This window comes from Rhizobium halophilum (genome assembly GCF_021648825.1).
GTDB classification, from domain to species: domain Bacteria; phylum Pseudomonadota; class Alphaproteobacteria; order Rhizobiales; family Rhizobiaceae; genus Neorhizobium; species Neorhizobium halophilum.
On record NZ_JAKJHS010000012.1, the window covers coordinates 13,139 to 26,536 of the forward strand.

At 59.6% G+C, this 13,398-nt stretch carries 16 protein-coding genes; 4 read left to right on the plus strand and 12 right to left on the minus strand.

All coding sequences use genetic code 11. From position 1 onward, the window contains the following. Positions 1–54: 54 nt before the first annotated feature. Both LXM96_RS18435 and LXM96_RS18440 read right to left on the minus strand, forming a co-directional pair. Positions 55–702 (minus strand): glutathione S-transferase family protein, encoded by a 648-nt coding sequence (locus tag LXM96_RS18435; protein ID WP_240000033.1) that lies wholly within the window; start codon positions 700–702, stop codon positions 55–57. Between the two features lie 141 nt (positions 703–843). Next, positions 844–1,458, minus strand: coding sequence for a LysE family translocator (locus LXM96_RS18440; protein WP_317208274.1), 615 nt, complete (start codon positions 1,456–1,458; stop codon positions 844–846). A gap of 92 nt (positions 1,459–1,550) precedes the next feature. Between LXM96_RS18440 and LXM96_RS18445 the strand changes: the two genes are divergently transcribed. Then, the gene (locus LXM96_RS18445) at positions 1,551–2,027 is read left to right on the plus strand and encodes an Lrp/AsnC family transcriptional regulator (RefSeq protein WP_262913759.1); all 477 of its coding nucleotides are present in this window, start codon (positions 1,551–1,553) and stop codon (positions 2,025–2,027) included. 110 nt (positions 2,028–2,137) lie between these two features. Beyond that, positions 2,138–2,482 carry a cupin domain-containing protein gene (locus LXM96_RS18450; protein WP_240000035.1) on the plus strand — a complete coding sequence of 115 codons (345 nt, stop codon included), beginning with the start codon at positions 2,138–2,140 and terminating at the stop codon, positions 2,480–2,482. A gap of 255 nt (positions 2,483–2,737) precedes the next feature. Here the strand turns inward: LXM96_RS18450 and LXM96_RS18455 are convergent, their stop codons facing one another. The 9 genes from LXM96_RS18455 to LXM96_RS18495 form a co-directional block, all read right to left on the minus strand. Then, positions 2,738–3,631, minus strand: a complete 894-nt coding sequence (locus LXM96_RS18455) for a LysR family transcriptional regulator (protein ID WP_240000036.1) — start codon at positions 3,629–3,631, stop codon at positions 2,738–2,740. A gap of 53 nt (positions 3,632–3,684) precedes the next feature. Continuing rightward, the gene (locus LXM96_RS18460; protein ID WP_240000037.1) at positions 3,685–4,491 is read right to left on the minus strand and encodes a hypothetical protein; all 807 of its coding nucleotides are present in this window, start codon (positions 4,489–4,491) and stop codon (positions 3,685–3,687) included. After that, positions 4,488–5,801, minus strand: a complete 1,314-nt coding sequence (locus LXM96_RS18465; protein WP_240000038.1) for an amidase family protein — start codon at positions 5,799–5,801, stop codon at positions 4,488–4,490. Before LXM96_RS18465 ends, LXM96_RS18460 begins: the two co-directional genes overlap by 4 nt. 8 nt (positions 5,802–5,809) lie before the next feature. Then, the gene (locus LXM96_RS18470; RefSeq protein WP_240000039.1) at positions 5,810–6,508 is read right to left on the minus strand and encodes a DUF2848 domain-containing protein; all 699 of its coding nucleotides are present in this window, start codon (positions 6,506–6,508) and stop codon (positions 5,810–5,812) included. Positions 6,509–6,538: 30 nt separating this feature from the next. Continuing rightward, positions 6,539–7,816, minus strand: a complete 1,278-nt coding sequence (locus LXM96_RS18475) for a TRAP transporter large permease (protein WP_240000040.1) — start codon at positions 7,814–7,816, stop codon at positions 6,539–6,541. Continuing rightward, complete coding sequence (locus tag LXM96_RS18480) at positions 7,813–8,391, minus strand: TRAP transporter small permease subunit (RefSeq protein ID WP_240000041.1); 579 nt, start codon at positions 8,389–8,391, stop codon at positions 7,813–7,815. The genes LXM96_RS18475 and LXM96_RS18480 overlap by 4 nt, the downstream gene beginning before the upstream one ends. Before the next feature lie 21 nt (positions 8,392–8,412). Further along, entirely contained in the window at positions 8,413–9,468 is a 1,056-nt protein-coding gene (locus LXM96_RS18485) for a TRAP transporter substrate-binding protein (RefSeq protein ID WP_240000042.1), read from the minus strand. A 61-nt stretch (positions 9,469–9,529) separates the two neighbouring features. Next, the gene (locus tag LXM96_RS18490; protein WP_240000043.1) at positions 9,530–10,330 is read right to left on the minus strand and encodes a putative hydro-lyase; all 801 of its coding nucleotides are present in this window, start codon (positions 10,328–10,330) and stop codon (positions 9,530–9,532) included. Between the two features lie 486 nt (positions 10,331–10,816). Then, positions 10,817–11,524 carry a glutathione S-transferase family protein gene (locus tag LXM96_RS18495; RefSeq protein ID WP_240000044.1) on the minus strand — a complete coding sequence of 236 codons (708 nt, stop codon included), beginning with the start codon at positions 11,522–11,524 and terminating at the stop codon, positions 10,817–10,819. A 106-nt stretch (positions 11,525–11,630) separates the two neighbouring features. Between LXM96_RS18495 and LXM96_RS18500 the strand changes: the two genes are divergently transcribed. Then, positions 11,631–12,005 (plus strand): winged helix-turn-helix transcriptional regulator, encoded by a 375-nt coding sequence (locus LXM96_RS18500; RefSeq protein WP_240000045.1) that lies wholly within the window; start codon positions 11,631–11,633, stop codon positions 12,003–12,005. A gap of 139 nt (positions 12,006–12,144) precedes the next feature. Here LXM96_RS18500 and LXM96_RS18505 read toward each other — a convergent pair whose 3' ends face one another. Then, positions 12,145–12,435: an ArsR/SmtB family transcription factor gene (locus tag LXM96_RS18505; RefSeq protein ID WP_240000046.1), complete on the minus strand. Its 291-nt coding sequence runs from the start codon at positions 12,433–12,435 to the stop codon at positions 12,145–12,147. Between the two features lie 168 nt (positions 12,436–12,603). Here LXM96_RS18505 and LXM96_RS18510 point away from each other — a divergent pair, with 168 nt between their 5' ends. Then, a complete protein-coding gene (locus tag LXM96_RS18510) occupies positions 12,604–13,398 on the plus strand; it encodes a shikimate dehydrogenase family protein (protein WP_240000047.1) in 795 nt (264 codons plus the stop codon).

Below are 13,398 nucleotides of genomic sequence, written 5' to 3' on the forward strand. Positions count from 1 at the left end.
AAAAGAGGGAGAAGACGCGAGGAGCCAATGCCAATGCTCCGAGCAGCCTGCTCATCAGCATGATGTCCTGGCGACCAGCGCGGCCTGAGCCGCAAAGGCGCGTTGGAATGCGGGCCGAGCTTCCCCCCGGAGGACGTAGTTGGCGAGGTTGGGGAATTCCGGCAGAATGGCCACCCCATGCAACCTTCGCAGCACCGTCACCATCAAGAGGTCGCCGGCACTGAACGGCCCGTCAAGCCACTCACCGTCCCCTAGACGGTTTGACAAGCTGCTCAGCCGCATCCGGATGGTCTTCTCGAGGGCCGCCAAGCGTGTCTGATACCAGGGCTCGCTGCGCTCAAGGATACGCACCATGTCCCGATCGAAGATTGGAGGCTCCATTGTGTTCAAAGCTGCAAACATCCATGCTATTGCTCGCGCCCTGGTCGCCCCAGCCTGTGGGAGCAGCCCGGCATTTCGTTCAGCAATGTGGAGGACTATTGCGCCTGACTCGAAGAGAACGAGGTCTGCTTCCTCGTAGGTGGGGATTTGGCCGAATGGCTGAAGCGCGAGATGCGCTGGTTCCTTCATTGCCTTGAACGACAAAAGGCGGACATCGTAAGGCTGCCCGACTTCTTCAAGAGCCCAGCGGACCCGCATATCGCGGGCGAGGCCCCTGCCGCGATCCGGTGAGTGTTCAAAGGCGGTGATGGTTATGGTCATGATCTTGCCCTTTGATTTCCTTGCAATGAAGACGATCGAAGACTTAGACTTCCGACAACTGGCTATGACGTTCAGACCCGCATTTGACGGTTGCTGGACCTTACCGAGACGGAAATGTTCAGTCTGACTTGGTCTCGAGGCTTACCCGTGAGCTGCCGCCATGAAACCTGCTGCGAGGAGGATCAATCCGCCCGCGGCCCCATCTGCCAACCTCTTGCCTCTTTCACTGAGACTTCTGCCGCCCAAGCGAGAAAAGGTTATGCTCAGGATCAAATAGACAACGCCGCACCAGAAAATGAACGCAGCTGACAGTGTAATCGCCTGCAGCGTCACATCACCCTTTTGATCGATGAACTGGGGGAGGACCGCGACGTAGATTAGCATGCCCTTCGGATTGAGAAGGGAAGTCAGGAAGCCACTCATGAGCTGGTTTCGCCGCCTTTGATCGCAAGCGGCAATACCGTGGGGTTGGAGGGCCGATCTGATGAGCTTGAAGGCGAGGAAAAGCAGGTAAAAGATGCCAATCCATCGGATCAACGCAAACAGCATCGGGAACGAAGCTACGGTGGCGGCAAGGCCCACAACGACCATCAGGGAATGCACGACGTATCCCAGCACCACTCCAAGCGTTGCACGAAGACCTGCGGAAGTACCTTCGGACACGGCTTGAGACGCAATGAAGAGCATGCCCGGCCCCGGAGCGCAGATGAGTGGAAGAACCGTGACAGAGAAGAGCAACAGCAGTTCGGTGTTCATGTCGAAGTTGTAGCTGGCGATCAGCGCAATTGGGTTGCTTTGATTGCACAAAAGGTTTGTGTTTTGGCATTCGATGTTAATATCGTTCGCAAATGAAGAAGCCGAACTCGCATAAGCTTGACGGAATCGACAGGCGGATTCTCAAGGCCCTGCAGCGGGACGGGAGGATGCAAAATGTCGAGCTCGCAAAAGAGGTAGGCCTATCGCCTTCTCCCTGCCTCCGCCGGGTCAAGCTGCTCGAAGAAGCTGGGATCATCCGTCGCTATGTTGCTGTCTTAGATCAGGCTAAGGTTGGGCTCGCGTTGTCGCTGTTTTCGCGGGTCTGGCTCACAGCGCAAGATGCCGAGACCATCGAAACCTTCATTGCTGCGATGCGCCGTCTTCCGGAGGTGGTCGACTGCTACATCATGCTAGGGGACAGCGACGCCTTGCTCCGGGTTGTGGTCGCCGATCTGGAAGATTACCGTCGGTTCCAGTCCACGCACCTCACCCGCAAGAACGGCATCCAATCGGTGAAGACTGACCTTCCGAGTGAGGTCGTCAAACAGGGTTTCGCACTTCCTCTTTAAGCTGATACCATGGCGCTGCTGCTGTCAGTACGCAGCTAGCTGCAAAACGAACTTTGAGCTTTGTCCAACGCGGATGCACCACGATAACGGGAGGACTTGTCGGAGGGTTCATGAAGCCAACGAATATTCCACAGGCCGCTAATCTTGCTGTCGGTCCGTATCATAATTCGGTTTTGTCCTTCGTGAATGACCACGTCATCCGCCTCAGCGTGATGACCGAGCCCTTTCACTGGCATCACCACCCCAATTCTGACGAGTTCTTCCAGGTCATCGAGGGGACAATGGCGCTGGATCTTCCGGGCCAAACGCTGCTGATGGAGTCAGGAGATTCCTACACTGTGAAGGTCGGCACACCGCATCGAACGCGGCCGATCGGCGGGCGCTCCGTCAACATCACCTGTGAACGAGCAGATATGAGGACCGTTGAGGAATCGCATATCGAACACCGCGGTTAAAGCGGGCCTGGCGAGTTCGAAGCATCGATTTGGCCTTGGGTGATCTTCATCGTTTGCGAAACAGGAGCATTTTCTCGGGGCTCCGTTGCATCGCGCGTACGTATCGCTTTTTAGCTGTTTCATCGTTCAACTGGCGCGGCCTCACATCTGTCCAGAACAAGTGGCATCTCTCTTGAGAGCGACCTCAACCAACGGCCAATTGGCTAGGCGGCGTCGTGCAGCGAAGAAGGACGCCTGCGACAATTCCCGGAGCCGTTATCCAGATGGTGCCTTATCTCCCGCAACACGAGCTGCGATATCGACGACCAACTCCACAGCCATTGTATCAGGAGACTCCAGCCAGCTTGCGCAGAAGGACAACTGCGGCATCCTCACATCCGAATGGATGAGCTCCAACTTGCGGCTCTTAAGCTCTTCCTTCACCAGCTGATAAGGGATGACGGCTACGCCGATGCCCTCCACGGCAAGATGAACCACGGTTGCCATTGAGGCGCTCGCGTGCAGCTTGATCGCTGGCAAGTCAGGTCGGTTGAACAGAGACTTTACCAGTTCGTATGGCTGCGTTTTGCGCGCGAACGTTATGATCGGAAAGCTGGCCAGTTGGTGCACATTCGCGGATTTTGGTACCTTCAGTGCCGGGCTAGCCACGAAGCCAACCTCATAGTGGCACAGCAAGCGGTTGCGCAGGAGCGGCGCTGTCAGCGGCCCCAGAAGAAATGCGATGTCAATTTCCTGCGCAAGCAGGCGCGTGCGCAACGAGGGAGAGATATCGACCTCGATCTCCAGTGAAAGATATGGGTATAGGCGGTTCACCTCCTTGATAAAATCCGGCAGCCAGGTGTGAACAATTGTCTCTGCCACCCCCAACCGGACTATCCCGCGGATTGCCGAGACATCTCGCAGTGCGGCCATCATTTCCGCACGCATGCCGATTATCTTTTCAGCGTAGCCTAGCACCTGACGACCGCGAGCCGTGGGAGTGATGTTGCGAGCCTCCCGTGTCAGCAGCTTGAAGCCGATGTCGTTCTCGAGCTGGGCGATGCGGTGCGATATGGCCGGCTGGGTGGTGTTAAGTTTCTGTGCCGCACCTTTGAAGCTGCCAAGGGCCACAACCCAGAGGAAGGTTTCCAGCCCCTTAAAATCAACCATCTTGCCTTGCCCCGTCACGATGTCACTAGCCCACAATGATCACCGGCAGACGTTCAAAGCAAGCGGTTGCCTGACCTTTGGCTTTGTGCCCTCACGGTTAAGACGGCGGTCACGGCGACGGAGCTGAGAAGCGCTGCGACAAAGGCGGGCCATGGGCCGATGAACCGGGTTGCGGCGGCCAGAACAAGGCAGAAGCATGCAAGTCCAAGGACGCCGAGAAGACCAGCATGGGCCGTCTGGCTGGCCATCCTGACCCCCTGGTCAAGTCGGAGCGACAAGAGGATAACACAGAAGCCGATGGGGAATGCAAGAATGGTGCCTGAAAGAGAGGCGCCGAGACGCGACGCTGCAAGGGTCACGCATCCAACCAGCGCGCCCGCCGCCAGGCCGCGCAGGATCAGAAGGCTCCAGCGCGTCGGCGAGGGCGGCAGTCTGCCAGGATCTACGAACCGGCGCCCGACCTCGCGCGCGAGGATGGTGACCAGCGCAAAAAGGCCCGACCCCGCCAATGGATAGTGGGGCAGGAAAGCGAACGGGACGGCCAGCGCGCACCAGATCAGAATGGCGCAACTCAGGGCAGGAACGGCACCAAGGCGTGTGGACGCCACGATAAACGCGATCAGGAAGATCTGGGTGGCAGCGAGCGAATAAAGAGCGCCTGACGCGCTGGAGCCCACAAAATCAAGAGGCTGATCGCGCAGCATGAAGAAGAAGCCAGGCGCCAGAACGATTGGCAGACCGATCAGGACCCCGCCGATCCTTGGCCCGAGCCGAGCTGCAATCCCAGTGATCAGGACGACGACGATGGCTGTGGACGAGATCCTGACCAGGAAATCCGTCCATGTGCCGACATCACTCATGCATCCAGAAGAGCTTGCGTCCGCTCGGCGAGTTCCAGCACACGCCAGTCGGCGCCGCCCGGTCCAAACAGCATCAAGCCAGTCGACAGCGTCTGTTGCCCGTGCATGGGAACAGTCGCCGCACAGCCGTCGAGGAAGTTCACCGCCGAAGGATTGCGCAGCATCAACGCATTGAGCCTGTCGAAGTCGGACTCGACCTCGGCAATCAGCGGCGCGACAGTCGGAACAGTCGGCGTGACGAAAGCCTGAAAGTCACGGGCGACGGCCGCGAACTCTTCGATGGCATGTTTGCGTTGAACAACAGCGTTGGACACTTCGGACGCGCCAAATCCTTCAGCCGCACGAATGCGTTTCAGGACGCGCGGATCGCCGACGGTTTCCAGGGTGGCAAGCCGGGCTTTGTGGATTGCATGCGCTTCGGTGGCGACAAGGACGCGATTGACGTTGCCAAAGCCCTCCAGCATCGGCAGATCCACATCAACGAGTTCGAATCCGCGGGCCGAAAGCCGTTCTAGGGCGGTTTCAAAGTCCCGGGAGACCTGCTCATCGAGACCCTCGACCAGGAAGCCGCGCACAACACCTATCCGGGGATTGCGTACAGCAACGGAGGAAGGACGCTGGGTTTGCGACAGCACGGCGTACACCGCCGCGCAATGCGCAATCCTGCGCGCCAGTGGGCCTACGCTGTCAAAGCTCTGGGAGAGCGGAAAGGCGCCGTCCAAGGGCACCGATGTCTGGGTAGGCTTGAAGCCCGACAAGCCATTCAACGCGGCGGGAATGCGAACCGAGCCGCCCGTATCGGAACCGAGAGCGATATCAGCGAGGCCTAGAGCGACCGTCACAGCTCCGCCCGAGGTCGATCCGCCGGTGATACGGAGGGGACCGAGAGCATTCTGCGGATGGCCAAAATGAGGGTTAAGCCCAACGCCTGAATAGGCAAACTCGGACATCGTTGTGCGTCCGAAGGCAATGGCGCCGGCAGCCTTGAGCCGCCGAACAGCCTCCGCGTCCTGACGCGCGACTGGCGCGTCAGCAAGGATCGCCGAGCCGGCGGTCGTCGTGAGGCCGGCCTCGTCGAACAGGTCCTTGACGGAGACGAGAAGCCCGGCGAGAGGCTGCTGCCAGCACGTCAGATCGGCATCGAGCGCCTTTGCCTCATCCATGACCCGCGCAGCATCGAAGCGTGTGAAGATCGAGGTCAGCACCTCAGGCGGAAGTGCCATCACGCGATCCACGGCATGGCGCGTGCGATCCTCGGCGCGGAAGCTGATGCGTCCGCAAGCGGGACGAAGCGGCGAAATGTCTGTCATGGCTTGCCTCAGGAAATGACGGGAAGGGCGCTCATCTCGTAGCAGTGATCGATCGTCCGGCCCAGCCTGTCGTCGACCATCTCCATCCGAAAATAGCGAGACGGGCGCACGCCGCCCGATAGCACCGCGAACGTGCCGCACATCATTGCTGTCCCCGCGTTCAGGCGCAGCGCGCCGGAGGCTGCCGGCGAGGAGGCAACCAGTTCGCCCAGCGGGCGGATCGAGGCGAGCGTGCCGTCCTGGTAGGGTACCCATCTTGAGCCGGCGTCGTCCCGGACGAAGGAGCGGATTTGAATCTCATCAAGATGGCCTTCTACTTCTTCGAAAGGCCACAGGACAGGTGCCACTGGCTTGGCACAGATCTGCTTTGACAGGGCGACGGAGTGCGTTTCCAGGGAGCGGTCCGTGTGGTCGGAGCCGAGCCCCAGATAAAGCCGTGTCCCATCATCGACCAGTACCGGCTCGGCTTCGCCCGAGGACGTTGCGTCCACCGTCTCGATCATCTGGTCGGTGGTAAACAGGCTTGCTGAGACGCGGTAGAAGAGGGGCACGGTGCTGGGTGGCGGGACGCCGATCTCCCACAGTTCTGCGATGTGGTGATTGACAGCGTCGGCATTGCGGCCCGTCCAGCCGGCAATGATGCCGCGGTGGATGTCGATCAATGCCTTGCCGTGGCCTTCGATGTGGAATTCGATTTCATGTGTCATGTGTGATTCCGTGAGATTAAAGGAGTGCGCTCAGGCAGGGGCAAAGAAGAGGGCAATGCGCGGGAAGGCGACGAGCAGCGCCACCATCAGCAGCATCACAAACACGAAAGGAATGACGCCGATCATCACCTCGCCCAGCCTGCCGTTCTTGCGCGCACCCTGCACGACGTAGAGATTTAGGCCCACCGGCGGGGTGATCAGCGCCATCTCGATCAGGACGATCATCAGGATGCCGAACCAGACCTTGTCGAAGCCCAGGTCGGTGATGATCGGAACGACGATGGGGATGGTCGCGATCATCAGCGCAAGTGTCTCGATGAAGAAGCCGAGGGCAATGTACATCAGAATGATCACGAGCAGCATGCCGTAAGGCCCGAGCCCAAGATTGTTCAGAAATGCGGTCAGCTGGCGTCCGAGACCGGTGGCGCCGAGCGCATAGTTCAGGAAATAGGCGCCGACGATGACGAACATCACCATGGATGTGGTGCGGATCGTACCAAGCAGGGCATCGCGCATGTTGGCGGCCGTGATCGCACCATGAAAGGCCGCGATGACAAGGGCCATGGCGACACCGATCGCGGCCGCTTCCGTGGGCGTGGCCCAGCCGCGGTAGATCGACCCGATGATCACGGCAAAGACGAGGAAGACGGGCAAGAGATGCGGCAGGCCGGCGAGCCGTCGCCGCCAGGTGAAGGAGCGGCTCGGTCCGCCCAGTTCCGGCTTGATCTTGCAGATGATGGCGGTGATTAGCATGAATCCAACGGCCATCATGAGGCCGGGCAGGATGCCTGCCATAAACAGTTGCGGCACCGACGTCTGCGTCAGGAAGCCGTAGACGATCAGGTTGATCGACGGTGGCAGCATGATCCCCAGCGTTCCGCCTGCCGCGATAGCGCCGGCAAACAGTTTGGGATCATAGCCCTGTCGTTCCGCCTGCGGCATTGCGACTGTTGCCACCGTGGCTGCCGTGGCAACAGATGAGCCGGAGGTGGCGGAAAACATGGTGGCCGTGCCGATATTGGCGTGGACCAGTCCGCCCGGCAGCCAGGAAAACCAGGTGTCCAGCGTAGCATAGGTCCGTTCCGCAATCCCTGCCCGCACCAGGATCTCGCCCAGGAGAACGAAGAGGGGAATTGCGATCAGCAGAAAGCTGTCAGAAGACGAATAAACCATTTGCCCCAGGCCGCGCATCAGCGGCAGCGGCGAGAAGAACACATCGAGGCCAAAGCCGAGAATGAAGAGAGCGGCGCCGACGGGGATGGAGAGCGCCAGGAGCACAGCAAGGCCGATTGCGACATAGGTGATCATGCCGTCTCTCCTGTTTCGGAGGGAATGCCGGTCAGGTCGGTGACGAGGTTCCACTGCCTGGCCAGGGCGAGAATGACCGAGCAGACAAGCATCACGGCTGACGTCAGGGCCATCCACGCCCACCCGCAAAACCAGATCACCTGCGGGATCCAGAGTTGAATCGACATTGGGGTGTTGGAACGAGAGCCGCGAGCAACCGACTTCGCCAGAACGTCATAGGCGTAGTAGCTGACAAGCAAGGCGACGCAGAGCACGCTCGCCAGCGCGATCACGTCGAACAGGGCGCGACCTGGAGCCGGCAGCTTGGCCTGCACAAGGTCGATGCGCACATGCGCGCGTTCGACCAGGGCATAGGAAAATCCCCAGGTGGCGATGCCGGCCATGACATAGCCGGCAATCTCGTCGGCGCCGCCCACCCGAAAGAAGGGAATGCGGCGGCCGAGCACCTCGGAGAGGATGAGGGCGACGGTGATCATCAGGACCACGCCGCAGATGAGTGCGACCCATCGGTTGAGTGTTTTCACGAGGTGGGCGATTTGCATCGCCGACCCCGCGAAGGACCTTTGTTCAGACATCACGTCGCCCTCGATTCCGGGTTACTGCGCGATCGTGACGTCGAAAGCCGATCCGATGCTCTCGTTCCAGCGCTTGGCCCAGTCGCCGCCGGCACGCTTGGCCCAATCGGGAAGGATGGTCTCTTCCAGAACGGTGACAGCGCGCGCCTTGTCCTCGTCGGACAGTTCGACCAGGGTCATGGATGCGGCCGCACCTGCTGCGCATTCGCCGCCCGTCAGGCAGGCAATGTCACGTTCCAACGCGCCGCCCGCATCCGCCCATGCCTTGGCTTCAAACTCCGTCGCCACCTGTTCCGTGAGGAAGGTCTGGACGGCAGGATCGAGGCCTTCCCAGACGTCGAGGTTGACGGCGGTGATGACCGGATCCCAGCCGCCCAGCGGCAGGTTGACCAGATGGGTCGAGGATTCGAACCAGCCCGAGGCGTAGCCCGAGCCGGCGCCCGTGACGGCGCAATCGATGACGCCGCGCTCGAGTGCGCCGGGCACTTCGGAAAACGCCATCGTCACGCCTTCGGCGCCGAGAGCTTCCAGGAAGAGGGATGTCATGCGACCGGAGCCGCGGATCTTCTTGCCCTTCAGATCTGCAAGGCTGCTGACGTCGGCGTTGCAGAAGACGATCTGCGGCGGATAGGGGGCAATGGCGAGCGCATGGGCGTTGAAGCGGTCGCGCATGATGTCGCGGACCATCGGCTTGGCGGCTTCCGTCATCCGCTGAGCTGATGCGGCGTCGGTGGCGATCAGCGGCACGTCGAGGCCTTCGAGTTCCGGCGCATCGCCGACGGTGTAATCGGCCACGGTCATGCCGATGTCGAACACGCCGTCACCGAGCATCCGGAAGACGTCGCCGCCGGTGACGCCCATCTGGTCGAAGGTGGTCATGTTGACGGTGATCTTGCCGTTGGAGGCAGCCGGAATTGTTTCTTCCCAGAAGTTGCGTTCGAACTTCTGGTAGAGGGGCAGATTGCTCCAGCTGCCCACCACGTTGAGGGTTGTCTCCGGCAATTCCTGAGCGGAGGCGGCAAAGGCGAGCGGAACCATTGCGGCGCCTGCGAGAAGTGTGCGTAGGATGGTTTTCATTTTAGATCCCCTTGTTCTTGTTGATAGTGATCATCGACCGGCGCGTTGCGCCGGCATGCGGTCATGCAATTTCCGTACGGAGGTCCGTGACCAGCATATGGCCTGGAGCATGCGTGATCGCGATTTCCGGCCTGGCGTGCCGGATGGCGGTTTGCGGTGTGACACCGCAGGCCCAGAAGACGGTCACATCGCCTGGGTGAATGACGGGCGCATCGCCGAAATCCGGCTTTGCCAGATCGGAAATGCCGATCTGCGAAGGATCGCCGATATGGACGGGCGCACCATGCGCCTGAGGCAGATGCGACGACAGGATGATAGCACGGATCGCGTCCTGCGGCGTGAAGGAGCGCATCGAGACGACCATGGGACCGGAAAACGGTCCCGATGGCGCCGTCTCGATATTGGTCTCATACATCGCGACATTGCGGCCGGCTTCGATGTGCCTGACCGGGATGTCGGCGCGCAGCAATGCCGTCTCGAACGAGAACGAGCAGCCGAGGACGAAGGTGACGAAGTCGTCGCGCCAGAGTGACTCGATGTCGGTGACGGTGTCGACGGCTTCGCCGTTTCGGAAGACCCGGTAACGCGGCGCGTCGAAGCGGATGTCGAGATCGGCGCCCAGCGACGGCAGGCGCGGATCGCCAGCTTCTGATATACCCAGGATCGGTGCGGGCTTTGGGTTGCGAACGCAGTACCGCAGGAAGTCGCCCGCTAGGGCAGCCGGAAGGATAACAAGATTGCCTTGTTGATAGCCCTCCGCCAGTCCACTTGTTGGTTCTGCAAATTGCCCACTTCGGCAGGCGCGGCGCAGTTCAACGGCGGTACCGTAGCTTGTAGAGATCTGGTGGGCTCTTTCTCGCATTGTGCTTGCTTTTGTCCGCTGCCTACGGTTGGCGTTTCATACGGATATTGAAAGCGAGATAGCGACATTAGTCGAATTTTAAATTTTCATAGGCGTCGATAAATTCCATTCATTCTCACAGAAATATGAGTACCGCCGAGAGCCTCCAGCCCCCACTTGCATGGTAGTACGGTCCATGAAGATCTTCATCATGACGGCAGGGGATCCTCAGCTTGGATGACTTTAGCGGGTTGTCGATCGTTCGTCACTGACCCAGGCAAGAGCGACAGGACCTCGTTAGAACATTGGCAGCTGGCCGATTCCGGCCCCGTCAGAAGCGATCGAAATCCCCGCAGACCGCGCTCGCGTCTCAGTGATGCAACGCATTGTCTCGGAGCTCAGCCTGCGATCGCTCTTCCGCTTCTTTGGTCACCGCGAGATGCAGCGTCACTCTACGCCCGTGAAGATAGCGCGGGCCGGAGACGCACATCACGGCCCGCGCTGCCTTCATTTCAAACCATACCGTTCGATCACGTCCGACAGTTCGACGTGGCCGGTGCACGCCCCACCACCTTCTTTCAGCTGTCCGTTTTCCAAGGCTGTCGCATAGGCGACGGCGGGGTCACTTTCGAGGCGGTTCCTAAGCGCTGCCAGCTTTGGCCAGCGAGCCTTGTCGGCCACCTGATGGAAATCGAGCCAGCGGGCGACGCCGACCAGGACGCCGTCGGCGAGCGTCGGGTGGTCGGCGATCAGAAAGCGGGTGTCGCCCACCATCTCCTCAAGTCGATCGTGACGTTCGACAACCGCATCACCACCCCATGCCCTCAGAAGGGACTGAAGCGCAGGGTCAGGACTTTGCATTTCCATCGCGGCCCAAAGCGGGCTGAACGCGCTGGTGAAGCCGGTATTGATGAAAGCCATTAACTGATGCATGTGGTCTGCTTCGCTTGAAAGGGGATCAAAGCTGATGCGCCTGTCGGCATCTCGCGCTTCCATCCATGAAGCAATCGCCATGGTTTCAGTGACCACATTTCCTTCGTCTGTGATCAATACAGGCGTTTCAACCCGACGATTGAGCCGTCTGTACGAGGGATCGCGCATGCTGCCAAACATATCCACCCGGCAGAGCTTGTATGGGTTGCCCAGCCACTCGAAAGCAGCGACAAGCCCCATAGAACTCCCGGCGGGAAAGCCGTACAATAAGATAGGTTCCACGTTAGGTTCTCCGTGATCTTGGTGGTCACGCTGCGCAGCGAAACCGGACCCTAACGGATGGCTGCACCAAGTAAATTACGCACCTTTTTGTTACCACGAGGCTGACATGAGAAATCTGGTATCCTGTTGTCCGATCGAGGAGGTGATGCAAATCCTCAGCGGCCGCTGGCCGACATTGCTGATCTACTATTTGCAACAGGGCACAAAGCGGTTCAACGACCTTCGTCGAGACAACCCGACGATCTCGCACAAGATGCTGGCGTTTGAGCTGCGCAAGCTTGAGCACGCGGGGATTGTCCTCCGCACGGAATTTGAAAGTTACCCGTTGCGCGTGGAGTACGCTCTCACTCCTGCCGGCAAACGATTGGTGCCGCTGATTGATGCGTTAGGTGATTGGTGGGAAGCGACAGATGGTAATGCTGGCGAACAGGATGGAAACGCCGCAGACATTGTTGATTTCGGCCAGAGCGAACATGTCTGACTCACGCAGGACACTGCTACCCCTGGATTGGTTCGTTCCCTTCGCACCGAAACCACTGGGTTGAGCACTGCCTTTCCTTTGGGATGACGGCTTGTAGATCAGGTTTGGGGCAGATCGCACGCCATGGCTCGGTTCGGGTTCAGCACTTCTTTCGGCCTTGGGAGACCAGCGTCTTGGTCCAGTCGACGAGGGGAACAAGAGCTGTGTGATCGGCGCTGAAATAGGTCACGCGTCCGCTTGGTCGATCACGCACCAGGCCCGCCTGTTTCAGCTTACGCAAGTGAACTGATACGCCCGGCTGAGCGATGCTGGCAGCGGCCGTCAAGGCGACCACTGTCTTCTCGCCATTTCGGCAAAGCTCCTCGAAAATTGCTCGACGTGTCGGATCGGCCAAGGCTTTGAAGAGATCCTCGTTGCAGGACTTCCACATCTTCTTTCTCCATCGCTCAGAAACACATCGTTTCGCGTAGCTTCGTCAAACGGCCCTTCAGATCTTGAGAAGGCCGACCCTCATCTGCATCAAAAGGCTCGTCGCCTCTGGACCTTCTGGAAATGGAGATGTATTCCAAAGTGGAATGAAATTCCATAGGAGGCGGTTGTGAATATTGTACTGGATGGGGCCACGCAGCTTTGTTTCATCGTTGGCGATCCGATCGCGCAGGTGAAATCCCCCGCGGGCGTGACCGAGATGCTGCAGGCGCGCGGGATCAATGCTGTTTGCGTTCCAGGTCATGTCGCGCCACAGGATCTTGACCGCTTCTGGGACGGCATGCTGCGCCTGCAAAACCTGACCGGCGTCATCATTACGGTTCCGCACAAAATCGCTGCCGTCGAGATGGTTGATAAACTGTCAGATCGCGCCGCATTCCTTGGCGCCGTCAACACCATCCGCCGCACGCCTGAGGGTTGGGAAGGAGACATGGTTGACGGGCTTGGTCACGTCGCAGCGCTGCAAAAGGCCGGTTGCGTGCTTGAAGGAAAGCGGGCGCTGGTTGCTGGCGCAGGCGGGGCAGGTAGCGCGATTGCTCATGCACTCGTGCTTGCCGGGGTCTCCACCCTCGCAATCCATGAAACGGATGTGGCGCGGCGCGAAAGTCTAGTGACGCGACTTACCTCGCTCGGCCTTGCACAGATCAGTGCCGGAAGCGCGGATCCGAGCGGTTTCGATGTCGTGGTAAACGCGACGCCATTGGGAATGAGAGAGGGGGATGCGTTGCCCTATGATTATGAGAAGCTGACCCCCGACATGTTCATTGGCGAGGTGATTACCCAGCCCGCAGTTTCGCCGCTCGTTTGTCGAGCAAGCGAGATCGGCTGCCGCGCCATCACCGGAATTGATATGTTTGTTGAGGTCCGCGACCTTATGGTCGACTTCCTCTGCCAACCGAGGTGA